Below are 18712 nucleotides of genomic sequence, written 5' to 3'. Positions count from 1 at the left end.
AATAAAAACCCGAAATTGATCCCGCAAATATATTACGCTGCAAAACCCTTACAATAAACAGGTTTTTATTGAAAGCGCTTTACGTTTTACGACAGCGATCAATATATAGCGACTTTACCACTTTTCGACCAGATTGATCGGGAGCAATTTAACGCTTTTTGACGCCCTTTTCCAGGTATTAAATATTGATATAAATCAATATTACGCAGACGTGTTAAGGGTGTTTCCATATGGTGAATTCAGTGAGCGCAATGTTAACGATATGTTTAAAGATGCTGGTAATAGTTATCAATGAAAGGAGGAAATATAAATAAAGGTGATTTAAATTAACGCGGCTACGGGTTCAAATTTTTATTGATGTCGAACTGTTAATGTTAGTCATTTCACAGTATTTTTTTATTGCGCTTATATCCGTGGTTTTTATTACAAATATTTTACTTTTAATAATCCATAAATTAACACTGCAATGTTAACGTTTTGTGTTTACCTGCCAAAAATAAGGATCTCATGCCGCCTGTTCGTTAATCTTTCAGCCGCCCTCCCCGCTTAAACCTCTTTAGCACCAGCCCGCAGCAAAAAAAAGGCCATCTTACGATGGCCAACCATGTCGAAACGGACATTTATTATGTCAAAGCTCCCCGCACGGGGAGCAGAGAGGATTTACTTAATGATGGACTTCAGCGCTTCACCGATGTCAGCCAGGCTGCGCACGGTTTTCACGCCTGCTGCTTCCAGCGCTGCGAATTTCTCGTCCGCAGTACCTTTGCCGCCCGCGATGATGGCGCCTGCGTGGCCCATACGCTTGCCTTTAGGCGCAGTCACGCCCGCGATGTAACCTACAACCGGCTTGGTGACGTGATCTTTGATATAAGCAGCCGCTTCTTCTTCCGCGCTGCCGCCGATTTCACCGATCATGACGATCGCTTCAGTCTGCGGGTCTTCCTGGAACAGCTTCAGGATGTCGATGAAGTTAGAGCCCGGGATTGGGTCGCCGCCGATGCCCACACAGGTGGACTGGCCGAAACCATAGTCGGTGGTCTGCTTAACCGCTTCATAGGTCAGGGTACCGGAACGGGAGACGATGCCCACTTTGCCCGGCTTGTGAATGTGGCCCGGCATGATGCCGATTTTACATTCGCCTGGGGTGATCACGCCCGGGCAGTTTGGCCCGATCATGCGCACGCCAGCTTCGTCCAGCTTCACTTTCACGGTCAGCATATCCAGCGTCGGGATACCTTCGGTGATGGTGATGATCAGTTTGATGCCTGCGTCGATCGCTTCCAGAATGGAGTCTTTGCAGAACGGGGCCGGAACGTAGATCACGGTGGCGGTCGCGCCAGTCGCTTCTACTGCTTCACGTACGGTGTTGAACACCGGCAGGCCCAGGTGGGTGGTGCCGCCTTTACCTGGCGTTACGCCGCCAACCATCTGCGTACCGTAGGCAATCGCCTGCTCAGAGTGGAATGAACCCTGGCTACCGGTGAAGCCCTGGCAGATGACTTTGGTATCTTTATTAATTAAAACGGACATTATTTCCCCTCCACTGCGGCAACTACCTGCTGAGCGGCATCCGTCAGACTTTTCGCTGCAATAATATTCAGGCCGCTGTCAGCCAGTTTTTTCGCGCCGAGTTCAGCGTTGTTCCCTTCCAGACGCACAACAACCGGGACGTTCACGCCCACTTCTTCTACCGCACCGATGATACCGTCAGCGATCAGGTCGCAACGTACGATGCCGCCGAAGATGTTCACCAGAACCGCTTTCACGTTGTCGTCAGAGAGGATGATTTTGAAGGCTTCAGTCACGCGCTCTTTGGTCGCGCCGCCGCCCACGTCGAGGAAGTTTGCCGGCTCGCCGCCGTGCAGCTTAACGATGTCCATGGTGCCCATTGCCAGGCCCGCACCGTTAACCATGCAGCCGATGTTGCCATCAAGTGCCACGTAGTTCAGTTCCCACTGTGCAGCCTGCGCTTCACGTGGATCTTCCTGAGACTGGTCACGCATTTCGCGCAGATCGGCCTGGCGGAACAGCGCGTTGCCGTCAGCGCCCAGTTTGCCGTCGAGGCAGATCAGGTCGCCCTGCTTAGTGATCACCAGCGGGTTGATTTCGATCAGCGCCAGATCGCGCTCCAGGAAGATATTTGCCAGGCCCATGAAGATCTTGGTGAATTGCTGCACCAGTTTACCTTCCAGACCCAGTTTGAATGCCAGCTCGCGGCCCTGGTAAGGCATTGGGCCTGCCAGCGGATCGATGGCTACTTTGTGGATCAGGTGCGGGGTCTCTTCCGCCACTTTTTCGATTTCCACGCCGCCTTCGGTAGAGGCCATAAACACCACGCGACGGGAGCTGCGGTCTACCACGGCGCCGAGGTACAGTTCTTTTGCAATGTCGGTCGCTGCTTCAACCAGAATCTGGTTAACCGGCTGGCCGCTCGCGTCTGTCTGATAGGTCACCAGACGTTTGCCCAGCCAGTGCTCAGCAAATGCGCGGATCTCTTCTTTACTGTTAACAACTTTCACACCGCCCGCTTTGCCGCGGCCGCCAGCGTGAACCTGACATTTCACTACCCAAGGACCGGCGCCGATTTTAGATGCGGCTTCTTCTGCTTCACGAGGGGTATTGCAGGCATAACCCACCGGAGCCGGCAAGCCATACCGGGCAAACAGCTGTTTTGCCTGATATTCATGTAAGTTCATGTGTTCTATCCATCCTTCAGGGTAATCGTTAGGTCATGCTTTTGTAGGCCCGGCAGGCAAAGCGCCGCCGGGCAGTACGGCTAAAAACTAAACGTCCAGCAGCAGACGGGTTGGATCTTCCAGCAGCTCTTTAATGGCGACCAGGAAGCCCACTGACTCGCGGCCGTCGATCAGGCGGTGATCGTAGGAGAGCGCCAGGTACATCATCGGCAGGATCTGGACTTTACCGTCAACCGCCATCGGACGATCTTTGATGGCGTGCATGCCCAGGATCGCACTCTGCGGTGGGTTGATGATCGGAGTAGACATCAGCGAGCCGAAAACGCCGCCGTTGGTAATGGTGAAGTTACCGCCGGTCAGATCGTCTACGGTCAGCTTGCCGTCACGGCCTTTCACTGCCAGTTCTTTGATGTTCTTTTCGATGTCAGCCATGCCCAGGGTGTCTACATCACGCAGAACCGGGGTCACCAGGCCGCGCGGGGTAGATACCGCCATGCTGACGTCGAAGTAGTTGTGATAAACCACATCATCGCCATCGATGGACGCGTTCACTTCCGGGTAGCGTTTCAGCGCTTCAACCACCGCCTTCACGTAGAAAGACATAAAGCCCAGACGGATACCGTGACGTTTTTCAAACGCATCACCGTACTGCTTACGCAGGTCCATGATTGGCTTCATGTTCACTTCGTTGAAGGTGGTCAGCATCGCGGTGGAGTTCTTCGCCTCCAGCAGACGTTCGGCCACGCGCTTACGCAGGCGGGTCATCGGCACGCGTTTTTCACTGCGAGCGCCCAGAGCAGGCTGTGCTGCTGGTGCAGCAGCCGGTGCTTTCGCTTCCGGTGCAGCTGGCGCTTTCGCCAGGTGTTTTTCCACATCTTCGCGGGTCAGACGACCGCCCACACCGGTGCCTTTAATGGCCGCCGCGTCGAGGTTGTGTTCAGCCAGCAGGCGACGGATCGCCGGGCTGAGCGCGTCGTTGCTTTGCTCTTCCAGAGAAGCCTGCTGGCGCTGGGCCGGCGTAGAGGCCTTCTCTTCAGATTTGGCGCTGGACTCTTTGCCCGCGCTGTTGCCTTCACGCAGGCGACCCAGGATCTGGCGAGAGGTCACGGTCGTGCCTTCATCTTCCAGGACTGCATCCAGAATGCCATCCGCCGATGCCGGTACTTCCAGTACCACTTTGTCAGTTTCGATTTCTACCAGCACTTCATCGCGCTTAACGCTATCGCCCGGTTTTTTGTGCCAGGTGGCGACGGTCGCATCTGCTACAGACTCAGGCAGGTCGGGAACAAGAATATCTACGCTACTCATTATGTATCCTTTAATTAATCGACGTTCAGCGCGTCATTGACCAGATCTTGTTGCTGCTTCTGGTGAACGGACATATACCCTACCGCCGGAGAGGCGGAGGCCGGGCGACCTGCGTAACGCAGGGCAGACCCAAATGGAATGACTTCACGGAAATGATGCTGGCTGCAGTACCATGCGCCCTGGTTGAGCGGCTCTTCCTGGCACCAGACAAAATCATGTACGTGAGCATATTGTTTCAGCACTTCCTGCATCGCCTGATGCGGGAATGGATAAAGCTGTTCGATACGCACGATGGCGACATCTTTCTGGTCGTTCTTACGGCGCTGTTCCAGCAGGTCGTAATAAACCTTACCAGAACACATCACCACGCGTTTCACCGCCTGTGGATCCAGCTCGTCAATCTCGCCAATCGCCGGCAGGAAGGTGCCGTTAGCCAGCTCATCCAGCGTGGAAACCGCCAGCGGGTGACGCAGCAGCGATTTCGGTGACATGACGACCAGCGGACGACGCATCCCGCGCAGCGCCTGACGACGCAGCATGTGGTAAACCTGTGCCGGGGTAGACGGAACACAAACCTGCATGTTCTGCTCGGCGCAGAGTTGCAGATAACGCTCCAGACGCGCGGAGGAGTGCTCCGGACCCTGCCCTTCATAGCCGTGCGGCAGCAGCATCACCAGGCCACACATACGGCCCCACTTCTGCTCGCCGGAAGAGATGAACTGGTCGATAACCACCTGCGCACCGTTGGCGAAGTCACCGAATTGCGCTTCCCAGATGGTCAGGGTGCGTGGTTCTGCAGTGGCGTAACCGTATTCGAATGCCAGGACCGCTTCTTCAGACAGCACGGAGTCCCAGACCTTGAACTGGCCCTGACCGTTATGCACATGCTGCAGCGGGGTGTAAGTTGAACCGTTGGTCTGGTTATGGATCACCGCATGGCGGTGGAAGAAGGTGCCACGGCCCGCATCTTCACCGGACAGACGAACCGGAATGCCTTCGTCAACCAGGGTCGCATAGGCCAGGTTTTCTGCGCCACCCCAGTCGAACAGCTTCTCGCCTGCCGCCATTGACTGACGGTCAGAATAGATTTTCTGCACGCGGGACTGCATCTCGATCGCTTCTGGCACGGTGCTGATGCGTTTCGCCAGCTCCTGCAGACGCTTCATCTCGACCTTGTTCGGGTAGCTCTCATCCCACTCGTGGTTGAGGTACGGCGACCAGGTGAAGGAGTGCATGTTCATTGGACGCAGCTCTTTCACCACGCACTCGCCGGCATCCAGCGCATCACGGTACAGATTAACCATCTCGGTGGCATCTTCCAGCGTGACCACTTTGTCCGCTTCCAGCTTGTCAGCATAGATTTTGCGCGGAGTCGGATGCTTTTTGATTTTCTGGTACATCAGCGGCTGGGTTGCACTTGGCTCATCCGCTTCGTTGTGACCGTGACGACGGTAGCAGAACAGGTCGATCAGCACGTCACGCTTGAAGGTATTACGGAAGTCAAGCGCCAGACGGGTGACGAATGCCACGGCTTCTGGATCATCAGCGTTCACGTGGAAAATTGGCGCCTGAACCATCTTACCAATGTCGGTACAGTATGGCGTAGAACGCGCATCCAGCGGGTTAGAGGTAGTGAAGCCCACCTGGTTGTTGATCACGATGCGAACGGTACCGCCCACTTCGTAACCCCGCGCTTTGGACATGTTCAGGGTTTCCTGAACCACGCCCTGACCGGTGATCGCCGCATCGCCGTGAATGGTGATTGGCAGCACTTTGTTGCTGCTCGGCTCATCGAGACGATCCAGACGCGCACGCACGGAACCGATAACCACCGGGCTCACGATTTCGAGGTGTGACGGGTTAAACGCCAGCGCCATGTGGACCAGGCCGCCGTTGGTTTCGATATCCGATGAGAAGCCCATGTGGTACTTCACGTCACCGGTACCGAGGTGTTCTTTATGTTTGCCCGCGAATTCGTCGAACAGATCCTGCGGCTTTTTACCCAGCACGTTGATCAGTACGTTCAGACGACCACGGTGCGCCATGCCCAGTACCACTTCGCGGGTACCGCTGTTGCCCGCATGGCGGATCAGCTCTTTCAGCATTGGCACCAGCGCATCGCCGCCTTCCAGCGAGAAGCGTTTTGCCCCCGGGAATTTGGCACCGAGGTAGCGCTCCAGCCCTTCTGCTGCGGTCAGCTCGCTCAGGAAGCGTTTTTTCTCGTCAGCATTGAAGGTGGATTTACCGGCAACCGATTCGATGCGCTGCTGGATCCAGCGTTTCTCTTCAGTTGAGGTGATATGCATATATTCCGCACCGATAGAGCCGCAGTAGGTCTGCTTCAGCGCAGTCAGCAGCTCGCCCAGCTTCATCGTGTCTTTGCCGATGGCGAAAGAACCCACGTTGAAGGTTTCCTGGAAATCAGCTTCGGTCAGATCGTGATAAGCCGGGTCGAGATCCGCCACGCGCTCCTGCTGCCACAGCCCCAGCGGATCCAGATTCGCATGCTGGTGGCCACGGAAACGGTAGGCGTTGATCAGCTGCAGGACTTTAACCTGTTTCGCATTGGTGTCAGGGTCGGAGATGGCGGAAGAGTAACGTGAGGCATCCTTCGCCAGACGACGGAAATAATCACGTGTTTTGGAATGAAATTGATCCGGTTTGACTCCTGTTCCAGGTAACTGCTGGAACATCGAACGCCAGTTAGCGTCCACTGAGTCAGGGTCGGTTAAGAAGTCTTCATAGAGCTGTTCAATCCAGCTTTGGTTTGCACCAGAGAGGAATGAAGAGTCCAGCCAGGCTTTCATTGCGCCGTTCTGCATCGTGATCCCTTAAGCATTTTTATGCTTACTTTCGCCGTAGAAACTACCACGCACACCACGTGTACGTGCCGGGGTTCACCTGCGAGCTCTTTTACTTTGGCCCGCGAAGGAACCTTTAGAAACTGTCTAAATAATCATCGTCGTTCCGGCTGCGACTGCGTTACGGCTTTCACTCATCCCAGTCACATAGTTCACTATGCTCCAGGGATTCGTTCAACCGCGCCTTGTCTCGCGCTGAACGTCTCGATTATTTACTTATCTGGCAGTTTTTAAAGGTTTCTGCAATTTTCCCGGTGGCGCCACGCTGACCGGGCCTACTGTGACGTAGGCCGGATAAGCGCAGCGCCATCCGGCGTTGTTACTTACGCACTGCGCTGCAACAACATCGACTTAATGTGGCCGATAGCGCGCGTCGGGTTCAGCCCCTTAGGACATACACTGACGCAGTTCATGATGCTGTGGCAGCGGAATACGCTGAAAGCATCACTCAGCCCTTCCAGGCGGTTGTCGGTTTCGGTATCGCGGCTGTCAATCAGGAAGCGGTACGCTGCCAGCAGGCCAGCCGGGCCGATAAACTTGTCCGGGTTCCACCAGAACGACGGGCAAGAGGTCGAACAACATGCACAGAGAATACACTCATACAGGCCATCGAGTTTTTCACGCTGCTCTGGCGACTGTAAATGCTCGCGAGCGGGTGGATTTTGCCCATTATTCAACAAGTAAGGCTTAATCTTCTCATATTGTGCATAGAATTGCCCCATGTCCACCACCAAATCGCGAACGACCGGCAAACCAGGCAGAGGACGGATCACAATTTTCTGCCCCGGACGGTTGAGCGCAGAGATCGGCGTGATACAGGCCAGACCGTTTTTGCCGTTCATGTTCAGGCCGTCGGAGCCACATACCCCTTCACGGCAGGAGCGACGGAATGACAGTGTCGGATCTTTTTCTTTCAGCTGCATTAAGGCATCAAGCAGCATCATGTCCCGGCCTTCTTCCGCTTCCAGGGTGTAATCCTGCATACGCGGAGCGTCATCAACATCCGGGTTATAACGATAAACTGAGAATTCGAGTTTCATTGTCCTGTCTCCGCATTAATAAGTACGAATCTTCGGCGGGAACGCCGGACGCAGTTTCGGTTCCATATTGACGCTACGACGTGTCATGGATTCCGACTCTGGCAGATACAGGGAATGGCACAGCCAGTTTTCGTCGTCACGATCCGGGAAGTCGAAGCGGCTATGCGCGCCACGGCTTTCGGTACGGAAGTTTGCAGAGACCGCGGTTGCGTAAGCGGTTTCCATCAGGTTATCCAGCTCCAGACACTCGACGCGCTGGGTGTTGAACTCGCTGGAAGTATCGTCCAGACGGGCATTTTTCAGGCGCTCGCGGATCGCTTTCAGCTGCTCAAGCCCTTTCGCCATCGCATCGCCTTCGCGGAAGACCGAGAAGTTGTGCTGCATGCACTCCTGCAGCGCTTTACGGATTTCCACCGGATCTTCGCCGTTGCGGTTACCGTTCCAGCGGTTGAGACGTTCCAGAGAGGCGTCAATATTGGCTTCGGTCGCATCACGCAGCGGCCCCTGCTCGGCAATGGACTCCTGCAGATGCAGACCCACCGCACGACCAAACACCACCAGGTCGAGCAGGGAGTTACCGCCCAGACGGTTGGCGCCGTGTACGGATACGCAGGCAATTTCGCCTACCGCGAACAGACCCGGGATCACCACGTCTTCGCCCTGCTCGTTCACGGTCAGCGCCTGGCCGGTCACTTTGGTCGGAATACCGCCCATCATGTAGTGGCAGGTTGGGATAACCGGGATTGGCTCTTTGACTGGATCGACGTGAGCAAAGGTACGGGACAGCTCAAGGATGCCCGGCAGGCGGGATTCCAGAACGTCTTTACCCAGATGGTCAAGCTTCAGCTTCGCGTGCGGGCCCCATGGACCATCGCAGCCACGACCTTCACGGATTTCGATCATGATGGAACGCGCCACCACGTCACGACCCGCCAGGTCTTTTGCATTCGGGGCATAACGCTCCATGAAGCGTTCGCCGTGTTTGTTCAGCAGATAGCCACCTTCACCACGGCAGCCTTCTGTCACCAGCACGCCCGCACCGGCGATACCGGTTGGGTGGAACTGCCACATCTCCATATCCTGCACCGGCACGCCAGCGCGGATCGCCATACCGACGCCGTCACCGGTGTTGATATGGGCGTTAGTGGTGGACTGGTAGATACGTCCTGCGCCGCCGGTCGCCAGCACGGTCGCGCGGGCTTTGAAGTAAACCACTTCACCGGTTTCGATGCACAGGGCGGTACAACCCACCACGGCGCCATCTTCGTTTTTCACCAGATCCAGCGCATACCACTCGGAGAAGATGGTGGTTTTGTTCTTGAGGTTCTGCTGATACAGGGTATGCAGCAGGGCGTGACCGGTACGGTCGGCCGCTGCCGCGGTACGTGCCGCCTGCTCGCCGCCAAAGTCTTTCGACTGGCCGCCAAACGGACGTTGATAGATGGTGCCGTTCTCCAGGCGGGAGAATGGCAGACCCATATGGTCCAGCTCCAGAATCGCTTCCGGGCCGGTTTTACACATATATTCAATGGCGTCCTGGTCACCGATGTAGTCGGAGCCTTTCACCGTGTCGTACATATGCCATTCCCAGTTATCATCATGGGTATTACCGAGCGCAACGGTGATGCCACCCTGCGCAGATACGGTATGGGAACGGGTCGGGAAGACTTTAGAGAGCAGCGCACAGCTCTGGCCGCTCTGGGAAATTTGCAGCGCCGCGCGCATACCTGCGCCACCGGCACCAATCACTACAGCATCAAATTCTCTGACTGGCAGTTTCATTACACACCCCACACCACAACGAATCCATAAATAACGTAAACCGCAAGAGCAACTACGATAGCCAGCTGCAGAACGAGACGAATCGCCACGGGTTTAACGTAATCGGTCAGTACCTGCCACATGCCAATCCACGCGTGGATCAGGATGGAGGCCAGCGCCAGCAGGGTGAAGACTTTGGTGAACGCCGAACCGAAGAAACCGGTCCAGATTTCCCACGTCAGGTCGCCGCTGGTGGCAAAGAAACCGATCATGTAGATGATGTAGAGGGTGAGAACGATAGCGGTAGCACGGACCAGAATGAAGTCATGTACGCCGTTGCGTCCCAATGCGGAGGCGTTGCTTACCATACGAGAACTCCTGCGAGAAGTGAAAGCACGACAGTGATGACAAATGAAATGTTAGCAGTACGTTTGCCGGCTTCGAAGGTCTCTTCCAGATAGCCGAAGTCCATCAGCATATGGCGGACACCGCCAACAACGTGATAGGCCAGCGCGGTCAGGATGCCCCACATGATAAATTTCACGAAGAAACCGTTCATGATGTCGGAGGCCTGCTGGAATCCTTCCGGAGAAGAGAGGCTGGTACCCAGTAACCATAACAGGATACCCACCGCGACAAACGTGATCACACCGGATACACGATGAAGGATGGACGCTATTGCCGTTACGGGGAATCGGATCGTTTTGAGATCCAGATTGACAGGTCTTTGTTTTTTCACATTTCTTATCATGAATAACGCCCACATGCTGTTCTTATAGTTTCCTTCCTCCGGACTGCGATGCGGGTCAGACAGCGTGCCTTTTATATAACTGTGCGTCATGCAAAACATTGCTTCCAGATGCTCAAATGACACGTTACAACGCTGGTTGGCTCGGGATTGCAGGGTTTTCCGGAGACCTGGCGGCAGTATAGGCCGTTCACAAAATCATTACAATTAACCTACATACAGTTTGTCTGGTTTTATGCGGAACAGTGATCAGGGTCACGATAACAACATCTTTTTAATTTTTAATCATCTGATTTGACAAATGTTAAACATTATTGTTACAAACATCACCAGAAAAGGCATATAATGCGCAAAAGTTATGAGGTCTCTCTTTCACCTGAGAATAAGTTATGTAACAGTGTGATGGTATTGACCGAAGTTATCAGGACAGTTATTAGTGGTATACAGGTTTGAATAATTCGGACTGCACAAACACTGATTTGCTGTTATTTCTCTGATTTCTCATTTGTTTACCTGCTAGCGCCATTGCTCTGTACCCTGGTTTCTCCTCGTGAGCTGAGCGGCGAGCCAAATAACAAACTGGTAACAATGATAAATCAGCTGAATGCAAATCCGGTTATGGGCAGTCTTAAGCAATAAGGCGCTAAGGAGACCGTAAATGGCTGATACTAAGGCAAAACTCACCCTGGGTGGTGACGATGCTATTGAACTGGATGTGCTAAAAGGCACGCTCGGTCAGGATGTTATTGATATCCGTACGTTGGGTTCAAAAGGTGTATTCACCTTCGACCCTGGTTTCACCTCCACCGCATCTTGCGAGTCCAAAATCACCTACATCGACGGTGACGAAGGCATCCTGCTGCACCGCGGTTTCCCCATCGATCAATTAGCCACTGAATCCAACTATCTGGAAGTGTGCTACATCCTGCTGAACGGCGAAAAGCCGACCCAGGAACAGTACGATGAGTTCAAAACCACCGTTACCCGCCACACCATGATTCATGAGCAGATCACCCGTCTGTTCCATGCGTTCCGTCGTGATTCGCATCCGATGGCGGTAATGTGTGGGATCACCGGTGCGCTGGCCGCGTTTTACCATGACTCCCTTGACGTGAATAACCAGCGTCATCGCGATATCGCCGCATTCCGTCTGCTGTCCAAAATGCCTACCATGGCCGCGATGTGTTACAAATACTCCATCGGACAGCCGTTTGTTTATCCACGCAACGACCTCTCCTACGCCGGTAACTTCCTGCGTATGATGTTCGCCACGCCGTGTGAAGAGTACGAAGTGAACCCGGTTCTGGAACGCGCGATGGATCGTATTCTGATCCTGCACGCTGACCACGAGCAGAACGCCTCCACCTCTACCGTGCGTACCGCAGGCTCCTCCGGTGCCAACCCGTTCGCCTGTATCGCAGCAGGTATTGCCTCCCTGTGGGGGCCGGCACACGGCGGCGCGAACGAAGCCGCACTGAAGATGCTGGAAGAGATCAGCTCCGTTGAGCACATTCCTGAATTCGTACGCCGTGCGAAAGACAAGAATGACTCCTTCCGTCTGATGGGCTTCGGTCACCGTGTTTACAAAAACTACGATCCGCGCGCAACCGTTATGCGTGAAACCTGCCATGAAGTACTGAAAGAGCTGGGCACCAAAGATGACCTGCTGCAGGTGGCGATGGAGCTGGAGCACATCGCGCTGAACGACCCGTACTTCATCGAGAAGAAGCTCTACCCGAACGTCGACTTCTACTCCGGTATCATCCTGAAAGCGATGGGCATTCCGTCTTCCATGTTTACCGTAATCTTCGCGATGGCGCGTACCGTGGGCTGGATTGCACACTGGAACGAAATGCACACCGAGGGAATGAAAATTGCGCGTCCACGTCAGCTGTATACCGGCTACGAGCAGCGTAACTTCGAAAGCGACATCACCACACGCTAAAAGAAACGCCCGGCGGCGCTACGCTTGCCGGGCCTACAAAAGCGACGTAGGCCGGGTAAGCGTTAGCGCCACCCGGCTTTTTTTATGTCTGACAATGTGGGCACCAGTAAAACGGTCGGGAAGAAAGCGAGGTCTTCTCAATCACCCCACCGCACCGCTCACACTTTTTCCCGGCCCGATGAAACACCTTAAACCGGAACAACGCCCCGTGATGCTTCTTGTCATTCACCACCCCACGGGTGTTGTACGACAGACGCGGGATAGCCAGCAGCGCATGCGCCAGCGCATCAAGCTGTTCTTCGGTTAGCTGGGACGCCTTGTGCTGTGGCGCCAGCCCCACCTGCCACAGAATTTCGACCCGCAGATAGTTGCCTAAACCGGCCAGAAACGACTGGTCCAGCAGCAGCCCTGAAAACTGGCGATTGCGGAATTTTGCTGACAGTAACCGCGCTTTCACATCTTCTGCCGTCAGGCGTAAATCCAGCACATCCGGTCCCACCCGTTGCAGGAAGGGATGGGTGGTGAGCTGCTCCGCCGTCAGCATCTCAATATCCGAGGCGCTGTAGAGCAAAATGGTTTTATCTGCGGTCTGTAATTTAACGCGCAGCACCCGCGTGGTCTGCGGCTCCTGACCGGTCTCGACCACCCGCCAGACGCCGTACAGCTGGTTATGGCTGTAGAGCGTTAGCTGGTTGGAGAAGTGCGTAAGCAGCGCTTTGCCGCGCGTCTCCAGATGGGTGACCTTCTCCCCGATAAGCCGGGACTCAAAGGATTTTAACTGAGGGAAAGCAAACCACACGTCGGTGAGCGGTTTGCCTTTTATCGCCGCCTCCAGGCTATCCGCCGCGCGGCGGATCTCCGGTCCTTCTGGCATTGTGACTCCTTATTTAGTGCGTGGCACCGCCAACCACTTTGATGTCGTGCTCCTGACGCAGCGCCACCGCAATGGCAATCTCGAGCCCTTTCTTGAGGGTGTGCGTGGCCATGCTCGGCGCGCCAGGATGAGCCGCCGCCTGCTCAGGCAGGTAAGGGATATGGATAAACCCGCCTTTCACCTCCGGTCGATCGGCCAGCTTGTGCAGCACGCCATACATCACGTGGTTACAGACGAATGTGCCAGCTGTCTGCGAAACCGAAGCAGGAATACCGGCTTCGCGCAGGGCCTCGACCATCGCTTTGATCGGCAGCGTGCTGAACCAGGCCGCCGGGCCGTCCGGCACAATAGCGACGTCCACCGGCTGTTGCCCGCGGTTATCCGGGATGCGGGCGTCATCGACGTTAATCGCTACCCGCTCAACGGTCACATCCACGCGGCCTCCGGCCTGCCCTATCGCCAGCACGACGGAGGGCTGAAGCGCGTCAATGGCCGCATTCAGCACCTCTAACGACTCGCCGAACACGCAGGGCAGCTGCCGCGCCACCACGCGGCAGTTGTCAATAATCATCCCATCAAGCTGCTTCACCACTTCCCAGGACGGGTTAAGGGTTTCGCCGCCAAAGGGCTCAAATCCCGTGATTAATACGGTTTGCATCATTTCTCCTTACAGGAACATCAGGAAGTAGAGCAGGAATACGTTGGCGATCAGCAGCAGCACCCCGGTTGGCACCTGCGCTTTGATGACCGCATTTTTATCGGGGAGCTCCAGCAGCGCGGCGGGCACGATGTTGAAGTTGGCCGCCATCGGCGTCATCAGGGTACCGCAGTAGCCGGAGAACATGCCAATCGCCGCCATTACCGCCGGGTTGCCGCCGTGTTGCAGCACCAGGATCGGAATGCCGATCCCCGCGGTGACAATCGGGAAGGCGGCAAAGGCGTTGCCCATCACCATGGTCAGTAGCGCCATGCCCACAGCATAGACCACCACCGCGATAAACCGGCTGTCGACCGCCAGATACGTCTGGGTGAGGAATGAGATCCCCTCCCCGACCCCGGCGGCAGTAAACAGCAGGCCAAGGGTGGCGAGGATCTGCGGCAGAATAAAGGCCCAGCCGATGGAATCGAGCAGACGGCGCGCCTCCTGCAGGGGCTGATGCACTTTTTCATGGGTCATTTTGATCGCCATCGCCAGGCCAATCAGCGAGCCGACCGTCATCGAGAACAGCGTTACCAGCGTCGCGTGGTTGCCCGGGCCGAACAGCGTCTCCTGCAGGCCCGGAATATGGTTAAACATCAGCACGCCCACTACCGTCACCACCGGAATGGCCAGCGCCGGTAAGAACAGGCGATTGCCCAGGCGCTTCGCGCTGGTCTCGCGCTCTTCGGTCGTGCGCTGGTGATAGCTGCCCAGCCGTACGCCGCCAAAACCGGCGATCAGCGCCAGCCCGACTACCGCTAAGCCTACCGCGATATGGACGGTGCGCTTGTCACCCACCAGCTCGTAGGTCCAGTTGCCCAGCAGGAATAAAAGGCCGTAAATGCCCCAGAACAGGCCGGTAGTGATGCGCCGCGGGTTGGCTTTATCGCGAAACGACATCAGCGCCACGATCAGCAGGATCAGGCCCGCCAGCCAGTAGAGATAACTTTGCTGGAAATTCATTTCATCTCTCCCTGCATTTTGGCCAGCTCACGCTCCAGATGCTTATCCAGGCGGTACAGGCGGGCAGAATGGATCGCAAAGGCGCAGAGCGCGGTTGGGATCCCCCACAGGGCAATATGCAGCGGTTCGGTCTGGATCCCGCCGGATTCAAGCATGAAGTTATGCATAAAGATGATGGCGCCAAAGGCGACAAAGATATCTTCGCCAAAGAACAGCCCGACGTTATCGGTGGCCGCCGACATCGCCCGCAGGCGATAGCGCACCGCCCCCGGCAGTTCGCCATATTTCTTCTCTGCCGCCCCTTCTGCCATCGGTGCCAGCAGCGGGCGCACCATCTGCGGATGACCGCCGAGGCTGGTCAGCCCCATTGCTGCCGAGGCCTCGCGGACAAACAGGTAGACGATCAGCAGACGACCGGCGGTGGCGCTGTGGATCTTCGCGATCCACGCCTGGGCCCGCTCTTTCAGGCCGTGGCGCTCCAGCAGGCCGATAACCGCCAGCGGGATCAGCAGGATAAAGGGCAGGTTGCGGGTATTCAGGAACCCTTCGCCCAGTTTTTCCAGAATGGTGGCGATCGGCATATGCGCCGCAATGCCGGTGACGATCCCGGCGGCAATGACCACCAGCACCGGGTTAAAGCGTAATAGAAACCCGACCACAATCACCGCGATACCGATGAGTGGCCAGAGGGATAGCGTCTCTGCCATGTTAATGTTCCTTTGGTTGTGTTGTGTTTACGGCCGTGCGTTACGCACTGATTTTTATATTATTTGCTTCAAATTCTGTCCGCAGTCGACGGGCAAAGGCCAGCGCGTGTTCTCCGTCACCGTGGATGCACACAGTCTGTGCGTGCACGGTTGCCCATTCACCGGTAATACTCTTCACCCGTCCGTGCTGGATCATCTCCAGCGTTTGCGCCAGGGACCGCTCTTCATCGGTGATCATGGCCCCGGCCTGGGTACGCGGCACCAGGCTGCCGTCAGCCTGATATCCCCGATCGGCAAAAACCTCTTCCCGGGTAATCAGGCCATGGCGGGTCCCCGCGCGGATCAGCTCGCTCCCCGCCAGCCCCACCAGGATCAAATCCGGGTCGATAGTAAAGATTGCCCGGGCAATGGCATCGGCGAGCTCGCGATCTTTTGCCGCCTGGTTATAGAGCATGCCGTGGGGCTTCACATGGCGCAGTTGCCCCCCTTCGGCGCGGACGATCGCCGCCAGGGCACCAATCTGGTACAGCATTTGCGCGTAGACCGTCTCCGGCGGCAGTGTCATGGCCGTACGGCCAAAATTTTCCCGGTCCGGGAAGCTGGGGTGCGCCCCAATGGCGACCCCATTTTTCAACGCCTCACGCACGCAGGCCAGCATGGTCTGGGCATCTCCGGCGTGAAAACCGCAGGCGATGTTGGCTGAGGATACCAGCTGCAACAGCGCGGCATCGCTGCCGCAGCCTTCGCCTAAATCTGCATTTAAATCAACCGCGATCATGCAACCTCCACGCCAGTTGTTCGATGTATTGCTTCTGGATGCGCCGCGCGTCGAGCGCTTCTTCCAGCGTACAGGGGACAAAGTGGATCGGCTGTCCGAGGGGGGCCTGTGCCAGGTGATACATGTCGGCCTCGATGATGCAGGCGATCCGCGGATAGCCCCCGGTGGTCTGGGCATCGTTCATCAGCACGATCGGCTGTCCGTTGTGCGGCACCTGGATTACGCCCGGCAGCAGACCATGCGACAGCATTTCACGCTCGGTAGTGCGCACCAGCTTCTGCCCCTGCAGGCGATAGCCCATGCGGTTACTTTGCGGGCTGAGCTGCCACGGCAGACGCCAGAGCGCATCCTGCGAGGCCTTATCAAACTCGTGATACTCCGGCCCCGGCAAGGCGCGCACGCGGTTATCCCACAGCAGCTGCTTAACGCCCTGCGCTTCAAGGAAATCGCGCCCGCCAGGCCGAACGGCCAGTCGATCGCCATCTTTCAGCAGCCGCCCTTCGTGGCCGCCGAGTCCCACCTTCAGGTCGGTACTAAGGGAGTTCATCACCGACGGCACGTCGATGCCGCCCGCAATCGCCAGATAGCTACGCATTCCGCGCCGGGGGCGATTAAGGGTGAGCTGTTGCCCGGCCTTCACTGGCAGACGCCAGCCGGTCCAGACCGCCGCGCCGTCGAGCCGGGCGTCACAGCCCGCCCCGGTCAGGGCAAACCAGCCGTCCTGTTCAAATTCGACGGTACACTGCCCAAGAGTGATCTCCAGCGCAGCATCGTCCGGATCGTTGCCCACCAGGATATTGCCAATCTGCAGGGCCGGTTTATCCAGCGCGCCACAGTAGCTGATCCCCGACTGGCGAAAACCGATACGCCCGCCGTCCTGCACCGAGGTGTAGAGCCCTGCGCGAACTATTTTTAGCATACCCCCTCCTTCTGCGGGATAAACCGCACGGTATCGCCCGGTCGCAGCAGCACCGGCTCGTCACGATGTGGATCGAACAGCGGCAACGGGGTGTGTCCGATCAGCTGCCAGCCGCCAGGGGTGGCTATCGGGTAAATGCCGGTTTGCGCCCCGCCAATCCCCACCGAGCCCGCCGGCACCTGCAGCCGGGGTTCATCCCGGCGCGGGGTCGCCAGCTGCTCGGGCAAGCCGCCCAGATAAGGAAAGCCCGGCTGAAAACCTAAGAACCAGACCACATAATCGATGGATGAGTGAAGCTCCACGACCTGTTTCTCGGTCAGCCCGGCGTGTCGGCCCACCTCGCCAAGATCGGGGCCCGCAGCGGTGCCATACACCACCGGGATTTCGATATAGCGGGACTCAGGCTCCAGCGCCTCGCTCTCTTCCCACCAGCGCTGCAGACGCTCAATCGCATCCAGCGCCAGCGAGTGGGGATTTCGCAATACCACGGTGATGTTATTCATCCCCGGAATGGCTTCCACCACCTCGGGGATTTCACCCAGTCGCTGGGTCAGGCGCCAGATCCGCTTTTGCGTCGCCAGGGTGACCGGCGGCTCGAGCTCCAGTACGACGGCGGTTTCGCCTAACAGATAACAACGTGCTCGCTGCACTTATACACCTCTCATCAGGCTGGATTAGGGATATCCACAAAGGTGACATCCAGGTCAGTGGTTTCCGTCAGCCATTCGCTGAGGGCGCGAATGCCGCCGCGTTCCGTGGCATGGTGTCCTGCTGCATAAAAATGCAGCCCCTGCTCCCGGGCAGAGTGAATGGTCTGCTCCGACACTTCGCCGGTAATAAAGGCATCGACGCCAAAACGCGCCGCGCTGTCGATAAAGCTCTGCCCGCCCCCGGTACACCAGGCAACGCGCTGTACCTGGTCCGGCCCGGTATCGCCGCTCCACAGCGGACGACGTCCCAGACGGGCTTCAATCCACGACGCCAGCTCCAGGCCCGGTACCGGCATGGAGAGCTCGCCCCAGGGCACCAGCGGCTCGATTTCACCCATGATGTTAATGCCGAGCAGCGCCGCCAGCTGGGCGTTGTTTCCCAGCTCCGGGTGGGCGTCCAGCGGCAGATGCCAGCCGTAGAGGTTGATGTCGTTTTCCAGCAGCGTTTTCAGACGATTGCGCTTCATGCCACGGATCACCGGGGATTCGCCTTTCCAGAAATAGCCATGGTGGACAATCACCGCATCGGCTTGCTGGCGTACCGCTTCGTCGATCAGCGCCTGGCTTGCGGTGACGCCGGTGACAATCTTCTGCACCTGCTCACGCCCTTCCACCTGCAGGCCATTCGGCGCATAGTCGCTGAAGCTGCTGCTGTTCAGTTTGTCGTTAATCAGTTTTTCCAGTTCACTGTTTTTCATTATT

Annotated in this window: 17 protein-coding genes; 1 reads left to right on the top strand and 16 read right to left on the bottom strand. The window is 56.7% G+C overall.

Annotated features, from left to right (window positions below):
* Window positions 1-660: 660 nt before the first annotated feature.
* From sucD to sdhC, 8 genes are all read right to left on the bottom strand, one after another.
* Window positions 661-1530 carry a succinate--CoA ligase subunit alpha gene (sucD, locus tag GNG27_RS06865; RefSeq protein ID WP_032617085.1) on the bottom strand — a complete coding sequence of 290 codons (870 nt, stop codon included), beginning with the start codon at window positions 1528-1530 and terminating at the stop codon, window positions 661-663.
* Complete coding sequence (sucC, locus tag GNG27_RS06860) at window positions 1530-2696, bottom strand: ADP-forming succinate--CoA ligase subunit beta (RefSeq protein WP_142488718.1); 1167 nt, start codon at window positions 2694-2696, stop codon at window positions 1530-1532. The genes sucD and sucC overlap by 1 nt, the downstream gene beginning before the upstream one ends.
* Window positions 2697-2783: 87 nt before the next feature.
* A complete protein-coding gene (gene odhB, locus GNG27_RS06855) occupies window positions 2784-4004 on the bottom strand; it encodes a 2-oxoglutarate dehydrogenase complex dihydrolipoyllysine-residue succinyltransferase (RefSeq protein WP_156263223.1) in 1221 nt (406 codons plus the stop codon).
* 14 nt (window positions 4005-4018) lie between these two features.
* Complete coding sequence (gene sucA / locus GNG27_RS06850; protein ID WP_142488716.1) at window positions 4019-6826, bottom strand: 2-oxoglutarate dehydrogenase E1 component; 2808 nt, start codon at window positions 6824-6826, stop codon at window positions 4019-4021.
* Between the two features lie 362 nt (window positions 6827-7188).
* A complete protein-coding gene (sdhB, locus tag GNG27_RS06845) occupies window positions 7189-7905 on the bottom strand; it encodes a succinate dehydrogenase iron-sulfur subunit SdhB (protein WP_103178719.1) in 717 nt (238 codons plus the stop codon).
* 15 nt (window positions 7906-7920) lie between these two features.
* Window positions 7921-9687 carry a succinate dehydrogenase flavoprotein subunit gene (gene sdhA, locus GNG27_RS06840; RefSeq protein ID WP_142488715.1) on the bottom strand — a complete coding sequence of 589 codons (1767 nt, stop codon included), beginning with the start codon at window positions 9685-9687 and terminating at the stop codon, window positions 7921-7923.
* The gene (gene sdhD, locus GNG27_RS06835) at window positions 9687-10034 is read right to left on the bottom strand and encodes a succinate dehydrogenase membrane anchor subunit (protein ID WP_142488714.1); all 348 of its coding nucleotides are present in this window, start codon (window positions 10032-10034) and stop codon (window positions 9687-9689) included. The genes sdhA and sdhD overlap by 1 nt, the downstream gene beginning before the upstream one ends.
* Window positions 10028-10432 carry a succinate dehydrogenase cytochrome b556 subunit gene (gene sdhC / locus GNG27_RS06830; protein ID WP_185902418.1) on the bottom strand — a complete coding sequence of 135 codons (405 nt, stop codon included), beginning with the start codon at window positions 10430-10432 and terminating at the stop codon, window positions 10028-10030. The genes sdhD and sdhC overlap by 7 nt, the downstream gene beginning before the upstream one ends.
* Window positions 10433-11072: 640 nt before the next feature.
* On the opposite strand from sdhC, the gene GNG27_RS06825 reads away from it, so the two are divergent.
* Window positions 11073-12359 (top strand): citrate synthase, encoded by a 1287-nt coding sequence (locus tag GNG27_RS06825; protein ID WP_142488713.1) that lies wholly within the window; start codon window positions 11073-11075, stop codon window positions 12357-12359.
* Between the two features lie 82 nt (window positions 12360-12441).
* Here GNG27_RS06825 and nei read toward each other — a convergent pair whose 3' ends face one another.
* Genes nei through GNG27_RS06785 form a run of 8 tightly spaced genes read right to left on the bottom strand, consistent with a single transcriptional unit; the run spans window position 12442 to window position 18708 of the window.
* Window positions 12442-13233 (bottom strand): endonuclease VIII, encoded by a 792-nt coding sequence (gene nei / locus GNG27_RS06820; RefSeq protein WP_156263222.1) that lies wholly within the window; start codon window positions 13231-13233, stop codon window positions 12442-12444.
* 13 nt (window positions 13234-13246) lie between these two features.
* Window positions 13247-13891, bottom strand: coding sequence for a pyroglutamyl-peptidase I (pcp, locus tag GNG27_RS06815; protein ID WP_142488711.1), 645 nt, complete (start codon window positions 13889-13891; stop codon window positions 13247-13249).
* A gap of 9 nt (window positions 13892-13900) precedes the next feature.
* On the bottom strand, window positions 13901-14896 hold the full coding sequence (locus GNG27_RS06810) for a DUF979 domain-containing protein (RefSeq protein ID WP_156263221.1): 996 nt from the start codon (window positions 14894-14896) through the stop codon (window positions 13901-13903).
* Window positions 14893-15603 (bottom strand): DUF969 domain-containing protein, encoded by a 711-nt coding sequence (locus GNG27_RS06805; RefSeq protein WP_156263220.1) that lies wholly within the window; start codon window positions 15601-15603, stop codon window positions 14893-14895. Before GNG27_RS06805 ends, GNG27_RS06810 begins: the two co-directional genes overlap by 4 nt.
* Window positions 15604-15643: 40 nt before the next feature.
* Window positions 15644-16378 (bottom strand): 5-oxoprolinase subunit PxpA, encoded by a 735-nt coding sequence (gene pxpA, locus GNG27_RS06800; RefSeq protein WP_156265080.1) that lies wholly within the window; start codon window positions 16376-16378, stop codon window positions 15644-15646.
* Complete coding sequence (gene pxpC / locus GNG27_RS06795) at window positions 16368-17300, bottom strand: 5-oxoprolinase subunit PxpC (RefSeq protein WP_142488708.1); 933 nt, start codon at window positions 17298-17300, stop codon at window positions 16368-16370. Before pxpC ends, pxpA begins: the two co-directional genes overlap by 11 nt.
* Entirely contained in the window at window positions 17294-17950 is a 657-nt protein-coding gene (pxpB, locus tag GNG27_RS06790) for a 5-oxoprolinase subunit PxpB (protein WP_156263219.1), read from the bottom strand. Before pxpB ends, pxpC begins: the two co-directional genes overlap by 7 nt.
* Before the next feature lie 14 nt (window positions 17951-17964).
* A complete protein-coding gene (locus tag GNG27_RS06785) occupies window positions 17965-18708 on the bottom strand; it encodes a type 2 GTP cyclohydrolase I (protein ID WP_142488706.1) in 744 nt (247 codons plus the stop codon).
* Between the last annotated feature and the right edge of the window lie 4 nt (window positions 18709-18712).

Origin of the sequence: Leclercia sp. 119287, assembly GCF_009734485.1 — a bacterium.
In the GTDB taxonomy this organism is placed as follows: Bacteria; Pseudomonadota; Gammaproteobacteria; order Enterobacterales; family Enterobacteriaceae; genus Enterobacter; species Enterobacter adecarboxylatus_C.
The sequence above is the reverse complement of the archived record's forward strand: the minus strand, read 5'-3'. Positions and strand labels throughout refer to the sequence as shown.

What these genes read in the sequence shown, in the direction of transcription:
- sucD (WP_032617085.1), bottom strand. Translation starts at nt 1,530, where the DNA reads ATGTCCGTTTTAATTAATAAAGATACCAAAGTCATCTGCCAGGGCTTC.
- sucC (WP_142488718.1), bottom strand. Translation starts at nt 2,696, where the DNA reads ATGAACTTACATGAATATCAGGCAAAACAGCTGTTTGCCCGGTATGGC.
- odhB (WP_156263223.1), bottom strand. Translation starts at nt 4,004, where the DNA reads ATGAGTAGCGTAGATATTCTTGTTCCCGACCTGCCTGAGTCTGTAGCA.
- sucA (WP_142488716.1), bottom strand. Translation starts at nt 6,826, where the DNA reads ATGCAGAACGGCGCAATGAAAGCCTGGCTGGACTCTTCATTCCTCTCT.
- sdhB (WP_103178719.1), bottom strand. Translation starts at nt 7,905, where the DNA reads ATGAAACTCGAATTCTCAGTTTATCGTTATAACCCGGATGTTGATGAC.
- sdhA (WP_142488715.1), bottom strand. Translation starts at nt 9,687, where the DNA reads ATGAAACTGCCAGTCAGAGAATTTGATGCTGTAGTGATTGGTGCCGGT.
- sdhD (WP_142488714.1), bottom strand. Translation starts at nt 10,034, where the DNA reads ATGGTAAGCAACGCCTCCGCATTGGGACGCAACGGCGTACATGACTTC.
- sdhC (WP_185902418.1), bottom strand. Translation starts at nt 10,432, where the DNA reads ATGTGGGCGTTATTCATGATAAGAAATGTGAAAAAACAAAGACCTGTC.
- GNG27_RS06825 (WP_142488713.1), top strand. Translation starts at nt 11,073, where the DNA reads ATGGCTGATACTAAGGCAAAACTCACCCTGGGTGGTGACGATGCTATT.
- nei (WP_156263222.1), bottom strand. Translation starts at nt 13,233, where the DNA reads ATGCCAGAAGGACCGGAGATCCGCCGCGCGGCGGATAGCCTGGAGGCG.
- pcp (WP_142488711.1), bottom strand. Translation starts at nt 13,891, where the DNA reads ATGCAAACCGTATTAATCACGGGATTTGAGCCCTTTGGCGGCGAAACC.
- GNG27_RS06810 (WP_156263221.1), bottom strand. Translation starts at nt 14,896, where the DNA reads ATGAATTTCCAGCAAAGTTATCTCTACTGGCTGGCGGGCCTGATCCTG.
- GNG27_RS06805 (WP_156263220.1), bottom strand. Translation starts at nt 15,603, where the DNA reads ATGGCAGAGACGCTATCCCTCTGGCCACTCATCGGTATCGCGGTGATT.
- pxpC (WP_142488708.1), bottom strand. Translation starts at nt 17,300, where the DNA reads ATGCTAAAAATAGTTCGCGCAGGGCTCTACACCTCGGTGCAGGACGGC.
- GNG27_RS06785 (WP_142488706.1), bottom strand. Translation starts at nt 18,708, where the DNA reads ATGAAAAACAGTGAACTGGAAAAACTGATTAACGACAAACTGAACAGC.